This is a genomic window from Kitasatospora sp. NPDC090091 (genome assembly GCF_044747365.1).
Lineage (GTDB): Bacteria > Actinomycetota > Actinomycetes > Streptomycetales > Streptomycetaceae > Kitasatospora.
On record NZ_JBIVDY010000029.1, the window covers coordinates 14100 to 37861 of the forward strand.

At 72.1% G+C, this 23762-nt stretch carries 22 protein-coding genes and 1 pseudogene; 6 read left to right on the forward strand and 17 right to left on the reverse strand.

All coding sequences use genetic code 11. The features are described from left to right. Positions 1-52: 52 nt before the first annotated feature. Both ACIPSC_RS34325 and ACIPSC_RS34330 read right to left on the reverse strand, forming a co-directional pair. Complete coding sequence (locus ACIPSC_RS34325; RefSeq protein WP_400832267.1) at positions 53-1411, reverse strand: aspartate aminotransferase family protein; 1359 nt, start codon at positions 1409-1411, stop codon at positions 53-55. Between the two features lie 166 nt (positions 1412-1577). Further along, positions 1578-3023, reverse strand: coding sequence for a gamma-aminobutyraldehyde dehydrogenase (locus tag ACIPSC_RS34330; protein WP_400832269.1), 1446 nt, complete (start codon positions 3021-3023; stop codon positions 1578-1580). Positions 3024-3324: 301 nt separating this feature from the next. Here ACIPSC_RS34330 and ACIPSC_RS34335 point away from each other — a divergent pair, with 301 nt between their 5' ends. From ACIPSC_RS34335 to ACIPSC_RS34350, 4 genes are all read left to right on the forward strand, one after another. Beyond that, on the forward strand, positions 3325-3798 hold the full coding sequence (locus tag ACIPSC_RS34335; protein ID WP_030243538.1) for an Lrp/AsnC family transcriptional regulator: 474 nt from the start codon (positions 3325-3327) through the stop codon (positions 3796-3798). Next, the gene (locus ACIPSC_RS34340) at positions 3795-5189 is read left to right on the forward strand and encodes an aspartate aminotransferase family protein (protein WP_313765699.1); all 1395 of its coding nucleotides are present in this window, start codon (positions 3795-3797) and stop codon (positions 5187-5189) included. The genes ACIPSC_RS34335 and ACIPSC_RS34340 overlap by 4 nt, the downstream gene beginning before the upstream one ends. Before the next feature lie 212 nt (positions 5190-5401). Beyond that, complete coding sequence (locus ACIPSC_RS34345; RefSeq protein WP_400832273.1) at positions 5402-6259, forward strand: ABC transporter ATP-binding protein; 858 nt, start codon at positions 5402-5404, stop codon at positions 6257-6259. 27 nt (positions 6260-6286) lie between these two features. Continuing rightward, complete coding sequence (locus ACIPSC_RS34350; RefSeq protein WP_400832277.1) at positions 6287-7438, forward strand: hypothetical protein; 1152 nt, start codon at positions 6287-6289, stop codon at positions 7436-7438. Positions 7439-7513: 75 nt separating this feature from the next. Here ACIPSC_RS34350 and rlmN read toward each other — a convergent pair whose 3' ends face one another. Both rlmN and ACIPSC_RS34360 read right to left on the reverse strand, forming a co-directional pair. Further along, on the reverse strand, positions 7514-8614 hold the full coding sequence (gene rlmN / locus ACIPSC_RS34355; RefSeq protein ID WP_400832280.1) for a 23S rRNA (adenine(2503)-C(2))-methyltransferase RlmN: 1101 nt from the start codon (positions 8612-8614) through the stop codon (positions 7514-7516). A 259-nt stretch (positions 8615-8873) separates the two neighbouring features. Further along, the gene (locus ACIPSC_RS34360) at positions 8874-9401 is read right to left on the reverse strand and encodes a hypothetical protein (protein WP_400832497.1); all 528 of its coding nucleotides are present in this window, start codon (positions 9399-9401) and stop codon (positions 8874-8876) included. 46 nt (positions 9402-9447) lie between these two features. On the opposite strand from ACIPSC_RS34360, the pseudogene ACIPSC_RS34365 reads away from it, so the two are divergent. Next, positions 9448-9510: pseudogene (locus tag ACIPSC_RS34365) on the forward strand (excalibur calcium-binding domain-containing protein); the annotation flags it as partial. A 227-nt stretch (positions 9511-9737) separates the two neighbouring features. Here ACIPSC_RS34365 and ACIPSC_RS34370 read toward each other — a convergent pair. The 5 genes from ACIPSC_RS34370 to rpsB form a co-directional block, all read right to left on the reverse strand. Further along, entirely contained in the window at positions 9738-11066 is a 1329-nt protein-coding gene (locus ACIPSC_RS34370; RefSeq protein ID WP_400832284.1) for a phosphatidate cytidylyltransferase, read from the reverse strand. Next, positions 11066-11623 carry a ribosome recycling factor gene (gene frr, locus ACIPSC_RS34375; RefSeq protein WP_238864015.1) on the reverse strand — a complete coding sequence of 186 codons (558 nt, stop codon included), beginning with the start codon at positions 11621-11623 and terminating at the stop codon, positions 11066-11068. Before frr ends, ACIPSC_RS34370 begins: the two co-directional genes overlap by 1 nt. 119 nt (positions 11624-11742) lie before the next feature. Then, positions 11743-12507: a UMP kinase gene (pyrH, locus tag ACIPSC_RS34380; RefSeq protein WP_238864016.1), complete on the reverse strand. Its 765-nt coding sequence runs from the start codon at positions 12505-12507 to the stop codon at positions 11743-11745. 261 nt (positions 12508-12768) lie between these two features. Further along, entirely contained in the window at positions 12769-13608 is an 840-nt protein-coding gene (gene tsf / locus ACIPSC_RS34385; RefSeq protein ID WP_400832290.1) for a translation elongation factor Ts, read from the reverse strand. A 129-nt stretch (positions 13609-13737) separates the two neighbouring features. After that, positions 13738-14595, reverse strand: a complete 858-nt coding sequence (gene rpsB, locus ACIPSC_RS34390) for a 30S ribosomal protein S2 (protein ID WP_400832293.1) — start codon at positions 14593-14595, stop codon at positions 13738-13740. A 958-nt stretch (positions 14596-15553) separates the two neighbouring features. On the opposite strand from rpsB, the gene ACIPSC_RS34395 reads away from it, so the two are divergent. Beyond that, positions 15554-15973 (forward strand): peptidoglycan DD-metalloendopeptidase family protein, encoded by a 420-nt coding sequence (locus tag ACIPSC_RS34395; RefSeq protein ID WP_400832297.1) that lies wholly within the window; start codon positions 15554-15556, stop codon positions 15971-15973. Between the two features lie 70 nt (positions 15974-16043). Here the strand turns inward: ACIPSC_RS34395 and ACIPSC_RS34400 are convergent, their stop codons facing one another. The 8 genes from ACIPSC_RS34400 to lepB all read right to left on the reverse strand — a co-directional run bounded on the left by ACIPSC_RS34400 (position 16044) and on the right by lepB (position 23716). Then, positions 16044-16616 carry a TetR/AcrR family transcriptional regulator gene (locus tag ACIPSC_RS34400; RefSeq protein WP_400832479.1) on the reverse strand — a complete coding sequence of 191 codons (573 nt, stop codon included), beginning with the start codon at positions 16614-16616 and terminating at the stop codon, positions 16044-16046. A gap of 134 nt (positions 16617-16750) precedes the next feature. Continuing rightward, positions 16751-17752, reverse strand: coding sequence for an RNA polymerase sigma factor WhiG (whiG, locus tag ACIPSC_RS34405; protein WP_400832299.1), 1002 nt, complete (start codon positions 17750-17752; stop codon positions 16751-16753). Positions 17753-18044: 292 nt separating this feature from the next. Next, positions 18045-19256 carry a DNA-processing protein DprA gene (gene dprA, locus ACIPSC_RS34410; RefSeq protein ID WP_400832302.1) on the reverse strand — a complete coding sequence of 404 codons (1212 nt, stop codon included), beginning with the start codon at positions 19254-19256 and terminating at the stop codon, positions 18045-18047. Next, positions 19253-21037, reverse strand: a complete 1785-nt coding sequence (locus ACIPSC_RS34415) for a YifB family Mg chelatase-like AAA ATPase (RefSeq protein WP_400832307.1) — start codon at positions 21035-21037, stop codon at positions 19253-19255. The genes dprA and ACIPSC_RS34415 overlap by 4 nt, the downstream gene beginning before the upstream one ends. Position 21038: 1 nt before the next feature. Next, positions 21039-21410 carry a YraN family protein gene (locus ACIPSC_RS34420; protein ID WP_400832481.1) on the reverse strand — a complete coding sequence of 124 codons (372 nt, stop codon included), beginning with the start codon at positions 21408-21410 and terminating at the stop codon, positions 21039-21041. Between the two features lie 528 nt (positions 21411-21938). Further along, positions 21939-22265 (reverse strand): DUF2469 domain-containing protein, encoded by a 327-nt coding sequence (locus ACIPSC_RS34425; protein ID WP_148642766.1) that lies wholly within the window; start codon positions 22263-22265, stop codon positions 21939-21941. Between the two features lie 55 nt (positions 22266-22320). Continuing rightward, positions 22321-22794 (reverse strand): NUDIX hydrolase, encoded by a 474-nt coding sequence (locus ACIPSC_RS34430; protein ID WP_400832312.1) that lies wholly within the window; start codon positions 22792-22794, stop codon positions 22321-22323. Between the two features lie 166 nt (positions 22795-22960). Beyond that, positions 22961-23716, reverse strand: a complete 756-nt coding sequence (gene lepB / locus ACIPSC_RS34435) for a signal peptidase I (protein WP_400832314.1) — start codon at positions 23714-23716, stop codon at positions 22961-22963. Between the last annotated feature and the right edge of the window lie 46 nt (positions 23717-23762).

A 23762-nucleotide genomic window follows, 5' to 3' on the forward strand; every position in this document is an offset into this window, starting at 1 on the left:
GCGTGGGACGGCCCCGGGCGCACGGGCACCCGGGGCCGTCCTTGTCGGTGTGTCAGACAGTGTGCGCGTCGGTGAGCGACAGCACCTCGTCGAGGACCGCGAGGCCGGCCTTCGCCTCCTCCTCGGTGACGGTGCACGGCGGGACGACGTGGAAGCGGTTCATGTTGACGAACGGCCAGAGCCCGCGCTGCTTGCAGGCGGCGGCCAGCTCGGCCATCGGAGCGTTGGCCGCGCCGGCCGCGTTGTACGGCACCAGCGGCTCACGGGTCCCGCGGTCCTTCACCAGGTCCAGCGCCCAGAAAACGCCGAGGCCGCGGACCTCGCCGATCGAGGGGTGGCGCTCGGCCAGCTCGCGCAGGCCGGGGCCGAGGACGTTCTCGCCGATGTTCCGGGCGTTCTCGACGATGCCCTCCTCCGCCATGGTGTTGATCGTGGCGACGGCGGAGGCGCAGGCCAGCGGGTGGCCGGAGTAGGTGAGCCCGCCGGGGAACGGCCGCTCGGCGAAGGTCGCGGCGATCTCGGCGCTGATCGCCACGCCGCCGAGCGGGACGTAGCCCGAGTTGACGCCCTTGGCGAAGGTCAGCAGGTCCGGGGTGACGCCCCAGTGGTCGGCGGCGAACCAGGCGCCGGTGCGGCCGAAGCCGGCCATCACCTCGTCCAGGATGAAGACGATCCCGTACCGGTCGCAGATCTCCCGGACCCCGGCCAGGTAGCCGGCCGGCGGGATCAGGATGCCGGCGGTGCCGACCACCGTCTCCAGGATGATCGCCGCGATCGTCCCCGGGCCCTCGAACGCGATCACCTGCTCCAGGTGCTCCAGCGCGCGCTCGCACTCCTGCGCCTCGTTCTCGGCGTGGAAGTTGGAGCGGTAGGCGTAGGGGCCCCAGAAGTGGACCACGCCGGAGACGCCGGTCTCGTTGGCCCAGCGGCGCGGGTCGCCGGTGAGGGCGATCGCGTTGGCGGTGGCGCCGTGGTACGAGCGGTAGGTCGACATGACCTTCTGCCGACCCGTGTGCAGCCGCGCCAGCCGGATGGCGTTCTCGTTCGCCTCGGCGCCGCCGTTGGTGAAGAAGATCTTGTCGAGGTCGCCGGGCGTGCGCTCGGCGATCAGCCGGGCCGCCTCGCTGCGGGACTCGACGGCGAAGCCGGGCGCGATGGTGCAGAGCTTCGCGGCCTGCTCCTGGATCGCGGCGACGACCTTCGGGTGCTGGTGCCCGATGTTGGTGTTCACCAGCTGGGAGGAGAAGTCGAGGTAGCGGTTGCCCTCGTAGTCCCAGAAGTACGAGCCCTCGGCGCCGGCCACCGCGAGGGGGTCGATCAGCGCCTGGGCGGACCACGAGTGGAAGACGTGCGCGCGGTCGGCGGCCTTGACGGCCTGGCCGGCGGCTGAGTCAGCGGTGGGGATGCTCATGCGGCAAGGCTAGGGAGTCCGGCCGCCGAGGTGCAGGTTCATCTTGTCAGGCGGTCACGCGAACAGCCGACAGGGTGACAAGACACAGGGCCCGGGCCGAAACGACCCGGGCCCATTGTCGGATCACCCGATCAGGGATCGGCGATCACACGGTCGGCAGCCGCACTCAGATGGCCGTCATCACGTGCTTGACGCGGGTGTAGTCCTCGAAGCCGTAGGAGGAGAGGTCCTTGCCGTAGCCGGACTTCTTGAAGCCACCATGCGGCATCTCGGCGACCAGCGGGATGTGGGTGTTGATCCAGACGCAGCCGAAGTCCAGGCGGCGCGACATCCGCATGGCGCGGGCGTGGTCCTTGGTCCACACCGAGGAGGCCAGGGCGTACTCCACCCCGTTGGCGTAGCCGACGGCCTGGTCCTCGTCGGAGAACTTCTGCACGGTGATGACCGGGCCGAAGACCTCGTTCTGGATGATCTCGTCGTCCTGGTTCAGGCCGGAGACGACGGTCGGGGCGTAGAAGTAGCCCTTGTCGCCGACCTGGTGGCCACCGGCCTCGACCTTGGCGTGGGAGGGCAGGCGCTCGATGAAGCCGGAGACCTGCTTCAGCTGGTTGGCGTTGTTCAGCGGGCCGTAGAGCACGTCCTCGTCGTCCACGCCACCGGTCTTGGTCTCGGCCGCGGCCTTGGCCAGCGCCTCGACGAAGGCGTCGTGGATCGACTCGTGCACCAGCACGCGGGTGGCGGCGGTGCAGTCCTGGCCGGCGTTGAAGAAGCCCGCGACCGAGATGCCCTCGACGGCCTCGGCGATGTCGGCGTCCTCGAAGACCACGACCGGCGCCTTGCCGCCCAGCTCCAGGTGGACGCGCTTGACGTCCTTGGAGGCGGACTCGGCGACCGAGATGCCGGCGCGCACCGAGCCGGTGATGGAGGCCATCGCCGGGGTCTTGTGCTCGACCATCAGCTTGCCGGTCTCGCGGTCACCGCAGATGACGTTGAAGACGCCGGCCGGCAGCTCCATGTCCTTGAGGATGCCGCCGATGATCTCGGCCAGCAGCACGGTGGAGGCCGGGGTGGTGTCGGACGGCTTGAGCACGACGGTGTTGCCCGCGGCGATGGCCGGGGCGAACTTCCAGACCGCCATCATCATCGGGTAGTTCCACGGCGCAACCTGGGCGCAGACGCCGACCGGCTCGCGGCGGACGATCGAGGTCATCCCGTCCATGTACTCGCCCGCGGCCTTGCCCTCCAGCAGGCGGGCGGCACCGGCGAAGAAGCGGATCTGGTCCACCATCGGACCGATCTCCTCGGAGAGGGTCAGCCCACGGGGCTTGCCGGTGTTGCGCACCTCGGCGTCGACGATCTCGTCGGCACGGGCCTCGACCGCGTCCGCGATCTTGAGGAGCAGCTTCTGCCGGGTGCTCGGGGTGGCGTCGCGCCAGGCCGGGAAGGCGGCGTCGGCCGAGGCCATGGCGGCGTCCACGTCGGCAGCGCCGGACAGCGGAGAGGTCGCGTACACCTCACCGGTGGTGGGGTCGACGATGTCGAGCGTGCGGCCGTCCGCCGCATCGACGAACTCACCGTTGATGTAGTTGCGCAGCGTACGAAGGTCGCTCACTGGATCTCTCCTCGGTCTGGGCCTGCGGCGTTGCAGATTCCGGCGCCATGGTACGTCGACGGGCCCGCCGGACGAAGGCGCCGAGTGGCCGGGCCCCCTGCGGCGCGGTCCACTGATTTGGCGGAACGCGCGCGGCGCTGCGGGGCTGCGCGCGTACCGTGGCCAGGGTAGCCGGACCACTGCCGGATTCGACAGGCCAAGTCCGTTCACGCGATGAAATCCGTACGCGATTTCCAAGATCGCGACGAAATCAGCAGTTTCCGCGCTTGCGAACAGGGGAACGATCGGGCACAGTGGCGGCGTGGCCAACCGCGACCGGAACGCCAGCGTTCCCCTCGACGCCGCCTCCAAGGCGATCATCGAGCAGCTCCAGGAGGACGGGCGCCGCCCGTACGCCGCCATCGGCAAGGCCGTCGGCCTGTCCGAGGCGGCCGTGCGGCAGCGCGTCCAGAAGCTGCTCGACCAGGGCGTGATGCAGATCGTCGCCGTCACCGACCCGCTCACCGTCGGCTTCACCCGCCAGGCGATGGTCGGGATCCGGGTTGAGGGCGACATCGAGCCCGTCGCCGACGCGTTGGCCGCCCTCGACGAGGTCGACTACGTCGTCTGCACCGCAGGCTCGTTCGATCTCCTGGCCGAACTGGTCTGCGAGGACGACGAGCACCTGCTCGAACTGATCAACAAGCGCATCCGCGCGCTTCCCGGCGTGCGGAGCACCGAGAGCTTCGTTTACCTGAAGCTCCGGAAACAGACCTACACCTGGGGCACCCGATGACAGCCGACCCGGCGCAGAAGGACCTTTCCAAGACCGCCTACGACCACCTGTGGATGCACTTCACCCGCATGTCGTCGTACGAGAACTCCCCCGTGCCGACGATCGTCAAGGGCGAAGGCACCTACATCTGGGACGACAAGGGCCGGAAGTACATCGACGGGCTGGCCGGCCTGTTCGTCGTGCAGGCCGGTCACGGCCGCACCGAGCTCGCCGAGGTGGCCGCCAAGCAGGCCAAGGAACTCGCGTTCTTCCCGATCTGGAGCTACGCGCACCCCAAGGCCGTCGAGCTGGCCGAGCGCCTGGCCAACTACGCCCCGGGCGACCTGAACAAGGTCTTCTTCTCCACCGGTGGCGGCGAGGCCGTCGAGACCGCCTGGAAGCTTGCCAAGCAGTACTTCAAGCTCATCGGCAAGCCGACCAAGTACAAGGTCATCTCGCGCGCCATCGCCTACCACGGCACCCCGCAGGGCGCCCTGTCGATCACCGGCCTGCCGGGCCTGAAGGCCCCGTTCGAGCCGCTGGTGCCGGGCACCCACAAGGCCCCGAACACCAACATCTACCGCGCCCCGCACTACCTTGAGGGCCCCGACGGCACCGTCGACCCCGAGGCGTACGGCCGCTGGTGCGCCGACCAGGTCGAGGAGGCGATCCTCTTCGAGGGCCCCGAGACCGTCGCCGCCGTCTTCGTCGAGCCGGTGCAGAACGCCGGTGGCTGCTTCCCGCCGCCGCCCGGCTACTTCCAGCGCCTGCGCGAGATCTGCGACCGCCACGACGTGCTGATGGTCTCGGACGAGGTCATCTGCGCCTTCGGCCGCCTCGGCACCATGTTCGGCGCCGACAAGTTCGGCTACGTGCCGGACATGATCACCTGCGCCAAGGGCATGACCTCGGGCTACTCCCCGATCGGCGCCACGATCATCTCGGACCGCATCGCCGAGCCGTTCTACAAGGGTGACAACACCTTCCTGCACGGCTACACGTTCGCCGGCCACCCGGTCTCCTCCGCCGTGGCGCTCGCCAACCTCGACATCTTCGAGCGCGAGGGCCTGAACCAGCACGTGCTCGACAACGAGTCGCGCTTCCTGGGCACCCTGAGCAAGCTGCGCGACCTGCCGATCGTCGGCGACGTCCGCGGCAACGGGTACTTCTACGGCATCGAGCTCGTCAAGGACAAGGTCACCAAGGAGACCTTCAACGACGACGAGACCGAGCGCGTGCTCTACGGCTTCCTGTCGAAGGCACTCTTCGACAACGGCCTGTACTGCCGCGCCGACGACCGTGGCGACCCGGTCGTCCAGCTGGCCCCGCCGCTGATCTCCGACCAGTCGACCTTCGACGAGATCGAGCAGATCCTGCGGACCAGCCTCACCGACGCGTGGGCGAAGCTCTGATCCCCTAGATCCTTCTTCCCCACCCTCCGCCGAAGGGCGGTCCCGCCTCCCGCGGGGCCGTCCTTCGGTGTTTTCGGCCGATCGCCCGCACCAAACACGCCTGATTGCGGGTGATTTGCCCTTGATGGACCAGTGCGCCGCAACCGCGCCAGGGTCCGATCGTTCTAATCTGACGACTGTCATATCCCTGCGGCCACCCAGGATGGAACCTCATGTCAGCGGCCCCGCCTGACAACGACGTGCTGTGGGCCCGGGGGATCGTCAAGTCCCATCACGGCACCCCCGCCCTGCGCGGAATCTCGCTCGGCATCCGGGAGGGCGAGGTCCTGGCCGTCACCGGACCGCGCGGCTCCGGCAAGAGCACACTGCTCGGCTGCCTCTCCGCCCTCCTCCCGGTCGACGACGGCGAGGTCTGGTTCAACAGCGCCCCGGTGCACACCCTCGGCCGGGCCGGGCGCGAGCGGCTGCGCCGCGACCGCTTCGGCTTCGTCGGCTCCGAGCCGCAGCTGGTGCCCGAGCTGACGGCCCGCGAGAACGTCGCCCTGCCGCTGCTGCTCGCCGGCGCCGGCAACAAGGCCGCCTACACCGCGGCCGACGATTGGCTGGAGCGCCTCGACGTCGGCGAGATCGGCCGGATCCGGCCCGACCGGCTGGTCCAGAGCCAGCGCCAGCGGATCGCCGTCGCCCGCGCGCTCGCCCCGCTGCCGCCGGTCGTCTTCGCCGACGACCCCACCGCCCCGCTGCACCGCGAGGCCGCCGACCAGGTGCTGCGGATACTCACCAGCGCGGCACGCTCGCACCAGCTCACCCTCGTCCTGGCGACCCACGACCCCGAGCTCGTCCGGTACGCGGACCGCTCCGTCGCCCTCGTCGACGGGCGGCTCGCCGCGCCCGCCGCGCCCGTCCGGCGCCACACCGCCGGGGCGCCGGGGGCTTCCACGGCCGCCGCGCCGGGGACCGCCTCGCCGGGTGCTGCCCCGTCGGGGAGCGCTTCTTCGGATGCCGCCTCGCCGGATGCCGCTTCGCCGGGTGCCGCCGGAGCGTCCGCCGTGTCGGCGACGCGCCGCTGACGCCGCCCCGCCGCTGAAAGAGTCGACGTGTTCTATCTCCGCCTGGCCCGGGGCTACCGGGTGCTCGACCTCGGCCGCTGGCTGCTGACCGCGCTGGCCGGCGCGGTGGTCGCCGCCTTCCTGCTGCGCGCCCTCGGCCGGGCGATGAGCGACCCGGCCGGCGGCACCGCCGCCCTGGCGCGCCTGCTCTGGTGCCTGCCGCCACTGGCCGCGGTCGCCTGGTTCGCCGCCGTCGCCGCCCGCGCGGTGCCCGCCCGGCGGCCCGAGCGGATCACCGGCCTCACCGCCGCCGGGGCCGGCGCGGCCCGGATCCGCGCCCTGATCGCCGGCGAGGTCGCGCTCGCCTGCACCCTCGGCTCGGCGCTCACCCTGCTGCTCTTCCTGGTCCTGCGCAACGACATCGCCGGCCCCTCGCTCGCCCCCGAGCTCGGCATGGGCGTCGCGCTGCCGGCCGCCGCGCCCGTCACGCTGCTCGCCCTGGTGCCGTTCACCGCCGGCATCGCCGCCGCCGCGGCCGTCCCGCTCGCCGAGACCCTGCCCGGCCGCCGCCGGCCCACCCGGACCGGCTTCGGTGTGCTGCGGATCGCCCTGCCGGTCGGCCTGGCCGTGAGCGGCCTCGCCCTGGAACTGATCTCCCTGCGCACCGGCGCCGCCGTCGACGGCCGCCCGATCCGCCTGCCGGCCGGACTCGGCACGACCAGCGTGGCCGCCCTCGGCGGCTGGACGGCGTGCGCCCTCGGCCTCGCGATGCTGACCGGCCCGCTGCTCTCCTGGGCCGGGCGGCTGCTCGCGCTCGGCCGGCCGACCCCGCTGCGGCTGCTCGCCGGGCGGGCCCTGACCGCCCAGGCCCGCCGGCTCGGCCCGCCGCTGGCCGTCCTCGCCCTGGCCCTCGCACTGGTGCTCACCACCATCCGCTACTGGATCGGCGAGCCCGGCAGCGCCGACGCCCTGCCCGCCGTCGAGGCCGGGCTGGTGCTCGGATGCACGGCGGCCGCGGTGGTCTCCCGGCTCGCCGAGCTGCGCACCGACCGCCAGGACGTCGCCGAGGCGCTGCTGCGGCTCGGCGCCGCGCCCAGGCTGCTGGTCGGGGCGGTCGCGCTGCGGGTGCTGGCCGTCGGGACCGTGCTGCTGGTCACCGGCGGGCTGACCGCAGGCCTGGCGGCCGCCGGGCTGCACTGAGGCCGCCACGCCGGGGCGTGGCGGCCTCGTAGCCCTGGTCCAGCAGGGCACACTCCCTGGTGCAGCGCGATCGGCTCAGCCGGCCGCGGCGAGCTGACCGCAGGCCCCGTCGATCTCCTGGCCCCGGGTGTCCCGGACGGTGGTCGGCACGCCGTGCGCCTGCAGCCGGCGGACGAACTCGCGCTCGTCCTCGGGCCGGGAGGCCGTCCACTTCGAACCCGGGGTCGGGTTCAGCGGGATCAGGTTGACGTGCACCCGGTGGTTCTTGATCAGCCGGCCGAGCAGGTCCGCCCGCCACGCCTGGTCGTTGATGTCCTTGATCAGCGCGTACTCGATGGAGATCCGGCGGCCGGACTTCTCCGCGTAGTTCCACGCCGCGTCGAGCACCTCGGCGACCTTCCACCGGGTGTTCACCGGCACCAGCTCGTCGCGCAGCTCGTCGTCCGGCGCGTGCAGCGAGAGCGCGAGGCGGCAGGAGAGCCCCTCGTCCGCCAGCCGGTTCATCGCGGGAACGAGGCCGACCGTCGAGACGGTGATGCCGCGCTGGGAGAGGCCGAAGCCGTCCGGCGCCGGGTCGGTCAGCCGGCGGATCGCGGCCAGCACCCGGTTGTAGTTGGCCAGCGGCTCGCCCATGCCCATGAAGACCACGTTGGAGAGCCGGGCCTCGCCGCCCGGGATCTCACCGCCCTTGAGCGCCCGCATGCCGGCGGCGATCTGCTCGACGATCTCGGCGGTGGAGAGGTTGCGGGTCAGACCGGCCTGGCCGGTCGCACAGAACGGGCAGTTCATCCCGCAGCCGGCCTGCGAGCTGATGCACATGGTGACCCGGTCCGGGTAACGCATCAGCACCGACTCGACGAGCGTGCCGTCGAACAGCTTCCAGAGCGTCTTGCGGGTGGTGTCGTCGTCGCACGAGACGTGCCGGACCACCGACATCAGCTCGGGCAGCAGGCTCCCGGTGAGCTTCTCCCGGCTGGCGGCGGGGATGTCCGTCCAGCTCGCCGGGTCGTTCGACATCCGGCCGAAGTAGTGGTTGGAGAGCTGCTTCGCGCGGAACGGCTGCTCGCCCAGCTCGGCGACGGCCTCCTTGCGCTCGGCGGGGCTGAGGTCGGCGAGGTGTCGCGGGGGCTTGGCGCCGCGCGGCGCGACAAACGTGAGTTCTCCGGGCTTAGGCATGGTTGTTCCAGTGTCGCAGACCGGCGAAGCGGACCCGCCTCCTACTTGGGTCGAAGCGGTCCCGGTTGGCCGTCGCTTGTCATCGTTGGCCAGCCTTCCACGGCCCACAGACGGCCCCGGTAGTCGCCACCCCAGCATCACGGACGGGCGTCATCCGCACGCCGTACGACGTCACCAGTCACACACCCATCATCCCTGTTTGGTTACGAATTCAACACACTTGGCGATCATGCACTGTCGATGCGCCATGATTCGGCCGTCACGTCCGTAGTAGATCAAGGATCGGCCCCGTGAATCCGTACAACGCCCCGCCAGCCCACCCGGCCCCGCGAAGCGGGAAGAACCGGCTGCTGCGAATTCTCCTGCTGGTCTTCCTGCCCCCGGCCGCCGCCGTCATGGCGTGGCGCTCGCGCCGCTTGCGCATGGCCGCGAAGGTACTGCTGACGGTGTGGTGTCTGTTCATGTCGCTCTTCTGGCTTGGGGTGATCGTCGGTCCGAATGAGAAGAAGGCAACTCCGGCACCGGCGGCCACCACGGTCACGTCATCCAGCAGCCCGACACCGACCCTCAGCAGTAGCTCGGCACCCAGCCCTACGCCCACAGCAACTCCCTCACCGACTTCCACGCCGGAGTCCTCGATCCCGACGCCGACGCCGACGACGCCTCCCGTCGTCGAGACCCAACCGCCCGTCGCAGCGCCGACCACACCGCCCGTCGCAGCGCCGACCGCCAAAACGGCCGCCCCGGAGCCCAAGACCACCAGCGCCCCTGCGTCCGTCCACTTCAAGAACTGCGATGCGGCAAAGGCCGCAGGCGCTGCACCACTCCATCGCGGAGATCCTGGCTACAGTTCTGCGCTCGACCGCGACGGCGATGGGGTTGCTTGCGAGCGATAACGAGCGACTCAGGAGCGGTATGTCCAGCTGTGGCCAGTACCTCGATACTCCGAGACCGGAATTGGCCCTACTCCCGGCCGCATCCGGGCTGTGTGGAGGACACCTTCCAGGTGATCGACTCGCCGGACAAGCGTGAGGGCCCCGGGCGCCTGAGCGTCCGGGGCCCTGACGGCCGGGTGTGCGGCCGGGCAGGCCGTGGGTGCTGTCCGGACTCGGCCGGACAAGGCCTAGCTGCCGACGAAGGCCGCCAGCAGCAGCCAGACCACCGGGGCGGTCGGCAGGAGCGAGTCCAGCCGGTCCATGATCCCGCCGTGGCCGGGCAGCAGCGTGCCCATGTCCTTGATGCCGAGGTCGCGCTTGATCATCGACTCGCCCAGGTCGCCCAGGGTCGCGGTGACCGCCGCGCAGCCGCCCAGGATCAGACCCTGCCACCAGCTGCCGTCGTCGATGATCAGCTGCATCAGCAGCGCGCCCGCCAGCATCGACAGCGCGATGCCGCCGGCCAGGCCCTCGCGGGTCTTGCCCGGGCTGATCGTGGGCGCCAGCTTGGTCTTGCCGAACTTGTAGCCGACGGCGTAGGCGCCGGTGTCGCTGCAGATCGTGACGATCAGGAAGAGCACGATGCGCTGCGCGCCGTCGTCCGCCGCCAGCATCATCGCGACGAAGGTGGCCAGGAACGGCACGTAGAAGGCGGTGAACACGCCCGCCGTTATGTCCCGCAGGTAGTTCTCCGGCGGCTCGGCCATCCGCCAGACCATCACCGCCAGCCCGGTCAGCGCCAGTGAGGCCGCCGCCCACTGCACCCCGGACCAGTAGCCGGTGGCGATCATGGCGATGCCGCCCGCGACCAGCGGGACCAGCGGTGCCTTGATCTCCTTGCGCTCGGACAGCCGGCTGGTCAGCTCCCAGATGCCGACCGAGACCGCCGCCATCACCACGACCAGGAACAGCGCCTTGACGACGAACAGCGCGGCGATGATCACCGCGCCGAGGCCGACCCCGACGCCTATCGCGGCCTGGAGGTTGCGACCGCCGCGCTGCTTGCGCTGCTGCTGCGGCTGCGGGTCGGGCTGGGCCACGGGTGTCTCCTGCCCTGGGTGGAACGACGGCACGGGGTGGGGCTGCCCCGCCGCCGGGTGGTTCTGCGGCGGCGCGGGATACGCCGACGCCCCCGGGTACGGCTGACCACCGGGACCGGGGGTGGGCGCGGCGTCGTCGGCGATTGCGCGCAGCACGACCGTCTCCGCCGCACCCGGCACCGCCGCCGCGGGCTGCTCGTCCCGGAACAGCGGGCCGCTCAGCCGCCCGGCCTCCCGGGCCGGCCCCTCGGCGGGGTCGGGCCCGGGATCGGCCGGTACCGGAGGCATGACCTGAGTCTGCTCCGCGTCACCGCCCCAGTACACCGGAGGCTGCTGCGAGTGACCCGTTCGGTGGCCGGGGTCACCCGCAGCGGCGCCGGGAACACCCGGCTCCGCTGCGGGCTGGTACGGGCGGTACGGCTGGTACTGCTGGTCGGATGGGCCCCAGTAGCCAGGGGCGTCAGGGGCATCGTTCATCAGACTTCGAGCAGCTCGGCTTCCTTGTGCTTCAGCAGCTCGTCGACGGTCGCCACGTACTTGGCCGTGGTGTCGTCGAGCTCCTTCTCCGCGCGGCGGCCGTCGTCCTCGCCGACCTCGCCGTCCTTGACCAGCTTGTCGATGGCGTCCTTGGCCTTGCGGCGCACGGCGCGGATCGAGACCTTGGCGTCCTCACCCTTGCTGCGGGCGAGCTTGATGTACTCGCGGCGGCGCTCCTCGGTGAGCTCGGGGAGCACCACCCGGATGATGGAACCGTCGTTGGACGGGTTGACGCCCAGGTCGGAGTCGCGGATCGCCTGCTCGATGGCCTTCAGCGCGGTCTTGTCGAACGGCGAGACGACCGCCATCCGCGGCTCCGGCACGGAGAAGGAGGCCAGCTGGTTGATCGGCGTCACGGCGCCGTAGTACTCGGCCACGATCTTGGCGAACATCGCCGGGTGGGCGCGGCCGGTGCGGATGGCGGCCAGGTCGTCCTTGGCGACGTTGACGGCCTTCTCCATCTTCTCCTCGGCCTCGAGGAGGGTCTCTTCGATCACTGTGTACTCCCTGTCCGGTTCATCTGCTGTTGTCCCGACCGGTGGCGGCGTCGACGCCGGTCGCGGTGTGGAGACCGGCGACCGCGGTGCCGACGCCGCCCCGTACGGCTGTGTGCTGCTCAGGCCCGGACAGAATCCTGGCTGATGAGTGTGCCGATCTTCTCACTCTTCACCGCCCGCGCGATATTGCCCTCGGCCAGCAGCTCGAAGACCAGCATCGGGAGGTTGTTGTCCTTGCAGAGCGTGATCGCGGTGAGGTCGGCGACCTTGAGGTCGCGCGCGATGACCTCGGAGTACTCCAGCGCGTCGAACTTGACCGCGTCCGGGTTGGTCCGGGGGTCGGAGTCGTAGACGCCGTCCACGCCGTTCTTGCCCATCAGCAGGACGTCGGCGTGGATCTCCAGCGCACGCTGGACCGCCGTGGTGTCGGTGGAGAAGTACGGCATGCCCATACCGGCGCCGAAGATCACCACGCGGCCCTTCTCCAGGTGCCGGACGGCGCGCAGGGGCAGGTAGGGCTCGGCGACCTGGCCCATGGTGATGGCGGTCTGGACGCGGGTCTCGATGCCTTCCTTGACCAGGAAGTCCTGGAGGGCGAGGCAGTTCATCACGGTGCCGAGCATGCCCATGTAGTCGGAGCGGGCCCGGTCCATGCCGCGGACCTGCAGTTCCGCGCCGCGGAAGAAGTTGCCGCCGCCGATGACCACGGCTACCTCGGTACCGGCGCGGACGACCGTGGCGATCTCGCGAGCGATCGCGTGCACGACGTCCGGGTCGACGCCGAGTCCGCCGCCACCGGCGAAGGCCTCACCGGACAGCTTCAGCAGCACCCGGCGGCGCGAGCCGGCCTGCGGGTCCAGCGCGGTCTCCTGCGTCTCCTGCATGGACTTCTCCTTCTACACCTACTGGTTCACAGGCGCGGGTGTGTGGGTCCCCCGGCCTGCGCGTACACGCGAGGAGGCCACTGCCGCGGGAACCGGTACGGTGTCCTGCACGGCAATGGCCTCCTCGTCGTTCATGGTGCCGACGCGGCCCGCCCTCAGACGGATGACGCTGGGCGAGCCCGTTCGGCGTCCCTCCCGCCCTGGTCAGCGGGCGGGGGCGGTTCCCAGCCTAAGCGCGCCGGGAGTCCGGTGGAACGTGGCTCAGGCGCCGACGCGGAAGCGGGCGAAGCGCTTGAGGGCGACGCCGTTCTCCTCGAGGACCTTGGCGACGGACTTCTTGTTGTCCTTGGCGAAGGCCTGCTCCAGGACGGAGTTCTCCTTCACGAAGCCGGTGACGCGACCCTCGACGATCTTCGGCAGGGCGGCCTCGGGCTTGCCCTCCTCGCGAGCGGTGGCCTCGGCGACGCGGCGCTCGTTCTCGATGTCCTCGGCCGGGATGTCCTCGCGGGACAGGTACTTCGGGGCGAAGGCGGCGATGTGCTGCGCGACGTCCTTGGCGACCTCGGCGTTCTCCTTGTCCAGCTCGACCAGGACGCCGACGGCCGGCGGCAGGTCGGGGCTGGTCTTGTGCAGGTAGACCGCGACGAAGCCGTCACCGTCGAACTGGGCGAAGCGACGGAAGACGATCTTCTCGCCCAGGGTCGCGTTGGCCTCGTCCACGAACTGCTGGACGGTCTTGCCGGCCTCGATCTCGGAAGCCAGGGCGGCGTCCAGGTCGGCCGGGGCGGTCTTCGCGACGTGCGCGGCGATCGCGTCGGCGACCTTGACGAAGTTGTCACCCTTGGCGACGAAGTCGGTCTCGCAGTTCAGCTCGACCAGAACGCCGGACTTCTTGTCCTCGGCGATCAGGGCGGCAACGGCGCCGTTGGAGGCGTCGCGGCCCTCGCGCTTGGCAACGCCCTTCTGGCCCTTGATGCGCAGGAGCTCGACGGCCTTCTGGACGTCGCCCTCGGCCTCGTCCAGGGCCTTCTTGCAGTCCATCATGCCGGCGCCGGTGAGCTCACGGAGCTTCTTGACGTCCGCGGCGGTGAAGTTCGCCATGGTGTGAATCTCTTCTCGCGTCTCGCGTGTCTGCGTGGGGTTGCGCCGGGACCGCTGGTTCGGTCCCGGCGCGGGAGAGAGGGGCACCTACCGGTGTCGCACCGGCGGGCGCCCCTCACCCTTGGTACGTCAGGCCTGCTCGGCCGGAGCCTCGGCAGCGGGGGCCTCGTCGGCGGCGGGGGCCTCGGCGGCGGGAGCCTCCTCAGCCTTCTTCTCGCCCTCCAGGAGGTCCTTCTCCCAGTCGGCCAGCGGCTGGTCGGCGCCCGGCTCGGCCTTCGCGTCGCCCTTGGCGACACCCGCACGGGCCTTGAGGCCCTCGGCGACGGCGTCGGCGATCACACGGGTCAGCAGGGTGACGGAGCGGATCGCGTCGTCGTTGCCCGGGATCTTGTAGTCGACCTCGTCGGGGTCACAGTTGGTGTCGAGGATGGCGACGACCGGGATGTTGAGCTTCCGGGCCTCGCCGACCGCGATGTGCTCCTTCTTGGTGTCCACGATCCAGACAGCGCTGGGAACGCGCTGCATGTCGCGGATACCGCCGAGGGTCTTCTCCAGCTTGTCGTGCTCGCGCTGCAGGACCAGGAGCTCCTTCTTGGTGAGGCCGGAACCGGCCACGTCCGAGAAGTCCAGCTCGCCGAGCTCCTTGAGGCGCTGCAGGCGCTTGTAGACGGTCGAGAAGTTGGTCAGCATGCCGCCGAGCCAGCGCTGGTTCACGTAGGGCATGCCCACGCGGGTGGCCTGCTCGGCGATGGCCTCCTGGGCCTGCTTCTTCGTGCCGACGAAGAGGACGCTGCCGCCGTGGGCAACGGTCTCCTTGATGAACTCGAAGGCGCGGTCGATGTAGTTCAGCGACTGCAGGAGGTCGATGATGTAGATGCCGTTGCGCTCGGTGATGATGAAGCGCTTCATCTTCGGGTTCCAGCGGCGGGTCTGGTGACCGAAGTGGACGCCGCTCTCCAGCAGCTCCCGCATCGTGACGACGGCCATAGCCGTGCTCCTCAGGTGTTGCGCCCGGATCTCGCGCAGTCGTCGTCACGGTGCGCACGGTGGCGCTCCCGCTCGGGCGTCTGCGAACGGCCGGGTCAGGCTCGGTTTTGTCCGTGGCAGCCAGGTGACAGCCACGCCTGACGCCCCGAACGTGCCGAGCCGCTTCCACCCGGGCGGTCCGGGGACCGGTCGGGCTCGGCGGACCGAGCGGCACTCGCACCTGGCGGGGGCGGCGGCCGAGCCGCATCCGTCCACCGGTGGCGGGGCGTGCGAAGTCGACCCGGCGGACCGGGTCGCGTGTGAAGTGTACGGGAAGCGCCGAGCGCCGGGCGACTCCAACGGGGTCGGGCGGGGGCGGGGCGGGGGCGGGGCGGAGGTGGGGCGGGGTCGGTGCGGGGGGTCGGGGGCCAGTGTGAGCGTGCGGGTGGGGCGGCGCGGGCGCTGTGCACCCTCAGGGGTGACGGCGGCCGTCTTTGGGGGCGGCGGCGACGCCCTGCGGGGGATTCCCTTTGTCCACAGGGCCCGGTTTGTCCACAGGAACCGGGGGTGGGGTGGTGGGGGCGGCCGGCCACGCAGGAGCCTCGACCGTATGAGTGCTGTCCACATGACTGCCGCGGTCGGGGGCGCCGGTTCGCCTCCTGTGCTGCGGCTTCCGTTCCGACGTCGGGTTGGGGGTGGGGTTGGGCTCCGGCTCCGGCTCCGGCTTCGGCTCCGGCTCCGGGTTGGGGTTGGGGTTGGGGTTCGTCGTCGGCTTCGAAGGCCGGTTCTGGTGGTGCTCGCGGCACTGCTTCTGACGTTGCTGCCGGCCGGTGCGCCGGGGCCGGCGAGTCACGCGGCGGGCTGCGGGGGTGGCTCGGGCGCACCGGACAGCTCGGCGGGTGGCGCGGGCGCGGTGGGGCTGGGGCCCGGCGGCGCTGCCGGGTCCACGGCCGGAGCCGGTTCCGGGCGGGCCTGGCCGGTGGGCGGGCCGGAGGGCCTGCTCACCCGGTTCAAGGCCCCGCCGAAACCGTGGGCGGCCGGCCACCGGGGCGTCGACCTGGCCGCCGCACCCGGCTCGGACGTCCGCGCTGCGGCTCCCGGCGTGGTCTCCTACTCCGGTCCGGTGGCCGGTCGACCAGTGGTCACCGTCATCCACCCGGCCTCCGGCACTCCACCCCTGCGGACCACCTACCTGCCGGTCACCGGCACCCTTCCGGTGGGCACGACGGTCGCGGCCGGTCAGGTGATCGGACAACTCGCGGGCGGTACCGGCGCCGGCCACTGCGGCGGCAACGACTGCCTGCATTGGGGCCTGCTGCGCGGCGACCGCTACCTCGACCCGCCGGCCCTGCTCGGCGCCGGCGCCTCGCGGCTGCTCCCGCTCGGCCACGCCGGTTGAACCGGCCCCCCCGGAGCGGGCCGGTCGGGCAGGCCCGGAGGCACGCCGACCGCGTCGATGCGCCGACGCCTCAGCGCCGGTCGAGACCGCGCAGGGCGAGGGCGACGGCCGCGTCCGCAATGGCGTCGGGGCTCTCGGCGCAGCCGCCCGCGGCGCTCTGCTCGGCCTGTCGCACCGCGGCCTCCACGATCCCCTGGAGCAGGGCCGCCGCCAGCCGCGGCCCCTCGTGCCCGAGGTCTTCCAGGGCCTGGACGACGAGCCCGACCAGCTTGCCGTGCGCAGCCCGGATGCGTTCGCGCGCCGCCTCGTCCAGCTCCAGCGCCGAGATCGCCACCACCGCCCGGTGCCGCGGATCCCCGGCCAGTGCGAGCTGACCCCGGACGTACGCCTCGATCCGGCCCGCTGCGGAGTCGCAGCTCTCCATCCCGGCCTCGATCTCGGCCGCCCAGAGCGGGAAGTCGACCTCGCACAGCGCCTCGACCACGGCGGCACGGGAGCGGAAGTACTCGTAGACCGAGGAGCGCGCCAGCCCGGTGCGCGCCGCGAGCGCGGGAAAGGTCAGAGCCTCCATGCCTCCCTCGGCGAGGAGGCTGCGGGCAGCATCGAGTAGGGCAGCCCGCTGCAGCTGGCGGTGCTCGGCCAAGGTGGCCGCACGGATCTTCGGCACCCTCCCACTCTACGGAGCCCTACACCCGCTCGACACGGCACCGCACGAAACGCGCACCACTCGTCGGCCCGCCTGCGGTGCCGGTGCCGTTGCCGGTGCCGCCGCCCGGCCTATCGGACCTCCGACAGCTTGGCGCGCAGCTGGAGGACCGACTTGGTGTGGATCTGGCTGACCCGGCTCTCCGTCACCCCGAGGACCTGGCCGATCTCGGCGAGGGTCAGCCCCTCGTAGTAGTAGAGCGTCACCACCGTCTTCTCCCGCTCCGGGAGCGTGTTGACGGCCTGGGCGAGCAGCCGGCGCAGCTCCCGGTCCTCGGCCACCTCGACGGGGTTGTCCGCGCCGTGGTCCTCCAGGGTGTCCATCAGGCTCAGCCGGTCCCCGTCGCCGCCGACCGGATGGAGCAGTTCGTCCAGTGCCACCACATTGGCGAGCGAGAGCTGGCTGAAGATGGCGTGCAGGTCCTCGATCGCGATGCCCATCTCCGCCGCGACCTCGGGCTCGTGCGGCGTCCGGCGCAGCCGGGCCTCCAGCGTCGCGTAGGTGCGCTCGACCGCCTTGGCCTTCTGCCGCACCGAGCGCGGGATCCAGTCCAGCGCCCGCAGCTCGTCGATGATCGCGCCGCGGATCCGGCTGATGGCGTACGTCTCGAACTTGATGGCCCGGTCGATGTCGAACTTCTCGATCGCGTCGATCAGCCCGAAGACGCCGGAGGAGACGAAGTCGGCCTGCTCGACGTTGGAGGGCAGGCCGACCCCGACGCGGCCCGCCACGTACTTGACGAGCGGGGAGTAGTGCAGGATCAGCTGCTCCCGCAGCCGCTGATCACCCGTCTCCTTGTAGGAGCGCCAGAGCGCTTCCAGCGCCGTGCGTTCGTGACCGGCCGGTCCCCGCCGGGGAGCGGGCGTCTCGGCGGTCGCCGCCGCCGGGCCGGTCGCCACCGGGCCGGTCGCCACCGCCGGGCCCGGGACGGCGGGTGACCCGGTGGCGGCGACCGGCTGACCCGGAGCCGCCGACTGGCCGGTGGCCTCCCGCGCACCCTGCTCCTCCGGCCGCTCGGCGCGCTCCCCGTCCGGGGCCGGCCGGCCACCGCCCTGCCGCGTCAGGGCCCCCATCGCACCCGTCGCCTTGGGCGGGAACTCGGTCACGGGGCGCCGCTCGGTCCGCGGCCCTCCCGAGGACCGGGCGCCACCGGTCACTCTGTGTCCGGGAATGTGTGTGGGCATACGTTGGTCTGCGCCGTTCTGCCGAGTCATGTGCTGATAGGGAAGGCATGGCGAGCGTAGCGTGACCGAGTCACTGCATTGTGCTACCGCCACTCGGTCGTCCCCCGATCCGGTGGCGTTCGTGTCACCGGATCCGGGCACGGGGGCACGGGCCGGGCCGCCCGCCGCCTTCCGTCGCAGCTCAGCCGCCCCCTCTCCGCCGCACCAGCCGCCAGTGCGCGCCGTACCGTTCGACGAAGCCGAGCGATGCCAACTCGTAGAGCCGGTGGAGCACTTCGTCCGGCGGCAGGCCGGACTGACGGGCCAACCGCTCCACCGGTGCGCCCTCCGCCGTGGCCGGCACCGCCTCCAGCACCCGGGCGACCGCCGGCTCCAGCAGGTCCCTGGGCAACACCGGCCCGCTCCGCTGCGGCGCCAGGTCGTCGCCGATCGCGCCGATCAGCTCGACCACCTCGGCCGCGTCGGTGACCAGGCCGGCGCCGCCACTGCGGATCAGGGCGTGCACGCCGGCGGAGAGGTCCGAGGTCACCGGGCCCGCGACGCCCATGGTGTGCCGGTTGAGGTCGCGGGCGCGTCGGGCCGTACTGAGCGCGCCGCTGCGCAGCGCCGCCTCCACCACCACGGTGCCCCGGGTGAGGGCGGCGATGACCCGGTTGCGGAGCACGAACCGGAACCTGGTCGGGTGCTCGCCCGGCGGGAGTTCGCTCACCAGCAGGCCCTGGCCGGCGATCCGCCGGATCAGCTCGGTGTTGCCGCGGGGGTAGGCCACGTCCACCCCGCAGGCCAGGACGCCGATGGTCATACCGCCCACGGCCAACGCACCCCGGTGCGCGCAGGCGTCGATCCCGTACGCCGCGCCGGACGCCACCACCCACCCGCGTTCGGCGAGCTGCGCGGAGAGCTCGCCCGCGACGTGCGCGCCGTACGCGGTGCAGGCCCGCGCCCCGACGACCGCCACCGAGCGAAGGGCGAGCAGCCGCAGCGAGCCCGTTCCGACCACCCAGAGCCCGATGGGACGCCCGTCCCCCAGATCGTCCAGCTGACTCGGCCACTCGGTGTCGCCCGGAATGATGAACCGCCCGCCGGCAGTTCGCACCCGCTCCAGATCGGCGGCCGGATCGACGTCGACCAGTCTGGCCCGGTAGGCGGCCAGCCGGCTCGCGTCGAGGCCCGGGTGGTCGGGCACGGTGCCGTCCCGGATCGTCCGGACCACGTCCGCGGCGGGCAGCTCGGAGAGCCAGCGGCCCACCACGGCGTCGCCCGGTTCGGTGAGCCTGGTCAGCACCGCCCTGGCCCGCCGCTCGGTCTCCCGGCCGGCAGCGGCCCCGGCCCCGTTCCCGCCACCCGCCGCGCCCTCGGCGGGGTGCTGAGGGAGGTTCAACGTCCGGCTCATGCCTCGATCCCTTCGCCTTCGGACGGCTGGTCAGCCATCGCCGCGGACGCCACTGCGGAAACCGCGGACGCGGACGCGGAACGCTGGGTACGGGACCGCGTCCGCTTCTCGGCCCTGGGCTGGTCCGCCCGCGGTGCACCTCCGCCCAGTCGGCCGAGCTTGCCGAGCCTGGAGAAGGAGCCCTCAGACAGCGGCATCCCCTGCTCCACGCCGGTGCGCAGCACCAGGGCCGTCCGGACGTCCCACTGGTCCGGCCGGTCGTGTCCGGCGAGGTCGGCGACCGTCCACGCGACCCGGAGCACCCGGTCCAGGCCGCGGGCGGTCAGCAGGCCGCGCTCCAGTTGGCGTGCGGCGTCGTTGAGCGCCCCGGGCGTGAGCTGCCAGCGGGTGCGCAGCTCATGGCCGGGCACCTCCGCATTGGTCCGCCACGGTGTGCTCGCCAGCCGGGCCGCCGCGCGCTCCCGTGCGGCCAGCACCCGCGCCGCGACGGTCTCGGTGCTCTCCGCCGCGCTGTCCCGCTCCATCAGTTCGACCCGGGTGACCGGGGCCACCTGGACCTGGAGGTCGACCCGGTCGAGCAGCGGTCCGGACAGCCTCCCCTGGTACCGGCTGACCATCGCCGGGGTGCACTCGCAGCCCTCGCCCCGCCGCGAGTGGCGCCCGCACGGGCACGGGTTGGCCGCCAGGCAGAGCAGGAACCTGGCCGGGAGCCGGAGCGATCCGGCCGATCGGGCGATCACCACCTCGCCCGACTCCAGCGGCTGGCGCAGCGCGTCGAGCACCCGGACGGGAAACTCGGGTGCTTCGTCGAGGAAGAGCACCCCGCGGTGCGCCAACGAGACCGCGCCCGGCCTGGGCAGGCCGCTGCCGCCGCCGACGATCGCCGGCATGGTGGTGGAGTGGTGCGGGGCGCAGTAGGGCGGGATGCCGATCAGCGGTCGCCCGGCCGGGAGCAGCCCCGCCACGGAGTGCACGGCGGTCACCTCCAGCGCCTCCTTCTGGGTGAGCGGCGGCAGCAGGGCCGGGAGCCGCTCGGCCAGCATGGTCTTCCCGGCTCCCGGTGGGCCCTTGAGATAGAGGTGGTGGCCGCCGGCGGCGGCGATCTCCAGTGCCTGGCGGGCCTCGTACTGGCCGGCCACGTCGGCCATGTCGAGTCGGGCCGCCTTGTCGTCGGGCAGGCCGCGCACCCCGGCGGTGGGCAGCATCAGGCCGGCCATCAACGGATCGGGGCGGCCGCCGATCGGGTCCGGGGGCTCCTCCGGCTCCGGCATTCCGGTGAGGACGGCGACCAGCTGGCGCAGGCTGCGCACGCCGATCACGGTGACCCCGGGGACGAGGGACGCCTCGGCTGCGGTCTGCTCGGCCACCACGACCCGCTGGTAGCCGGCGTCCGCCGCGGCCAGCACCGAGGGGAGCACCCCGCGCACCGGACGCACCCGTCCGTCCAGCCCCAGTTCACCGATGATCAGCAGGTCGGCGATGGACGACGGGTCCAGCCGTTCGGCGGCCGCGAGCACCGCACAGGCGACGGCGAGGTCGAAGCCGCTGCCGCTCTTGGGCACCGAGGCCGGGCTGAGCCCGACCGTCAGCTTCCGCTGCGGCCACGCCTCGCCGCTGTTGACGACGGCCGCGCGCACCCGGTCGCGGGCCTCGGACAGCGCCTTGTCGGGCAGGCCGACCAGGGCGAATGCGGCGACTCCCGGTTCGAGGTCGGCCTGGACCTCGACGATCACGCCGTCGACACCGACCAGCGCGACCGAGCAGGTACGGGCGAAGGCCATCTCAGACCACCCCCCGCAGGTGGTCGACCGAGGCGGCGCCCCGCGTCCGGTTGACGACGGCCACGAGGTCGATCCGGACGCCGCCGGGCGGAACGGGCGGCCACTGTGGATCGGCGGGCGGCGGGCGGTGGCCGGTCCCGACGAGCTCGGCGAAGTGGCCGGGCCAGCGCTCGGCCATCCAGCGCTCCGCCAGCCGCTGCAGCCGGGCGGCCTTGGCATGGTCGATCGCCTCGCTGGGCTGCTGGAAGCCCCGCTCGGAGCGGGTCTTCATCTCACAGACGGCGAGGGTGTCCCCGTCGAGGGCCACGATGTCGAGCTCGCCCTCGACGCAGCGCCAGTTCCGGTCCAGGATCCGGAGCCCGCTCTCGGCCAGCCGGCGGGCGGCGACACGCTCCCCGTAGCGGCCGAGGCCGTTGTTCGAGCTGCGCCCTGCGGAGCCCGGCCGTGCCTGGGCGCCAGGTCGGGCTTGGACGCCGGGCCGGGCCCGGGCACCCGGCCGCTCCCGGGCGCCGGTGTGCTCGTGGGCACCGGGCAGGTCCGGGGCCGGCAGGTCCGGACCGGCCCCGCCCGGGTCCGGCACGACCAGGCCCGGCAGGACGAGGTCGGGCAGGTCAGGGTCCGGTGCGACCGGGCTCTTGAGCCCGTCCGCCCGGGCCTTCGGCGACTCGGCCTTCTTTCGCGCGGTGCGCGTGCTGCGTGCGGTGCGTGTGGTGCTGCGCTTGGTGTCCTGCACGGTGACCACCTCCGCCGGGGAGGTTGCCGTGCGGCCCGGGGCCGGGCCAGGGGGTTGTTCTTTCCTGTGGACAACTCGGGCCTGTGGATAACTTCTGTCACCCGCAGGGGTGAGAATCCCGGAATACCCGAAATTCCCCTGGACATCCCGGCGCCGGACGGTCCAACGTCAGTTCCCGAACCCGGAGTCGTCCGAGGGCAGCTCAAGATCGCTCTTCGCGAGCTCCTCGATGTTCACGTCCTTGAAGGTCAGCACCCGGACCTTGCGGACGAACCGGGCCGGCCGGTACATGTCCCAGACCCACGCATCCGCCATCGACACCTCGAAGAAGACCTCGCCCTGGACCGAGTGCACCTGCAGCTCGTAGTCGTTGGTGAGGTAGAAACGTCGCTCGGTCTCGATCACGTACTTGAACAGGCCGACGACGTCCCGGTACTCCCGGTAGAGCTTGAGCTCCATCTCGGTCTCGTACTTCTCGAGATCTTCGGCACTCATCCAGGCGTCCCCTCAACTTGTCACGTCCACCCATTGTGGACCACCGCACCTGCCCTCAGAGCCTTACCGGAGTGACCGGCGGCCCCTCGGTCACCAGGAGCTCCAGGAAGTCCGCCAATCCGACCGGGTAGACCGTCTCGGCAGTGGTCCTGAGCTCCTCGATCGTCCACCAACGCGCCGCGAGCAGCTCCGCGTGCTCGTCCGTCCCCATGCCGGAGTGGTCGAGCGCCGTCTCCGCGGTCCGCGCCAGGTGGAACCACTGCTCCTGGTCGTAGCGCTGTCCCCGAAAGGAGAACGAAGCCGTGCCGTGCGCCACCACCGGCCCCAGCTCCACGCCCCTCAGTCCTGTCTCCTCCGCGAGCTCGCGCACCGCCGCATCGCGGACGCTCTCGCCGGGTTCCAGGCCGCCGCCGGGGGTGAACCACCAGGTCACCTCCGGCACCGCCGGGTCCGAGGCCCGGAAGAGCAGGATGCGGTCCTGCGCGTCCAGCAGCAGGATCCGTGCGGCCCTGCGTCGTTTCGGCTCCATGGCGGCACTTCCCCCTCCCCTCGGTCCTCGCGACGGCTCCCCCGATCCTGCCACCCGCCACGACCGTCGCGGGCGATGTTCGCCAGAGCCGCGCGGGCGGGCGCGGCGGCGCCGCTGGCCTCGTACGTGGACGAGCGGACCGCGCACGCCGTGGTGGCGCAGGTGGTCAGGCCGCCCGGCGGCGCCGGATCCGGCGGGTCAGGCCGGCCACGCCGCCCGCCGCGGAGATCAGCACGATCAGCGCTCCACCCGCGACGCAGGCGTAGAAGGCCGGCTCCAGCGGTCCCGGCTCCCCGGCCTTAGCCCCGCCGATCGCGTCGAAGGCGGAGGTGCGGGCGAACAGGCCGGTCCGCCCGAACGGCAGGATGGTGGCCTCCACCCGGGCCTCGACCTCGCTCGCGGCGATGGTTCCGCCGTCGATCTCCAGGTGGACGCGGGAGTCCAGCGAGCCCTGCCGGTTGTCGCCGAGCAGGAAGAGCCGCCCGGCCGGCACGTCCACGCTGAAGGTGCTGCCCTGCGGGCCCTGCGACGCCAGGTACGGCTCCTCCACCGGCTTGCCGTTGACGGTCAGCCGCCCGCCGTCGCCCGTGGTGGCCACCGTGTCGCCGCCGACGGCGACGACCCGCTTCACCATGAGCTGGCCGCCCCAGGCCTGGTCGCGGAAGACGACGACGTCCCCGCGGCCGACGGCCGAGCCCTCGACCTCCCGTGCCAGCACGGTGTCCCCGGACTTCAGCGTGGGGGACATCGAGCCGGTCGGAATGCCGTACGGCCGGTAGTCCACGGCCATGACGGCGAAGCCGCCGACCAGGAGCAGGAGGCCGAGCCCGATCAGTACGCCCTGGAGGACCGCTGCCGGTCTGCGCCGGGGCCGCGTGACGGCGGCCGGGCGCTCCGCCGTCTCTTCCACGACACTGCTCATCGACACCGTCCAACCCCGACCGAACCGGAAACGCTCACGGCGTGCC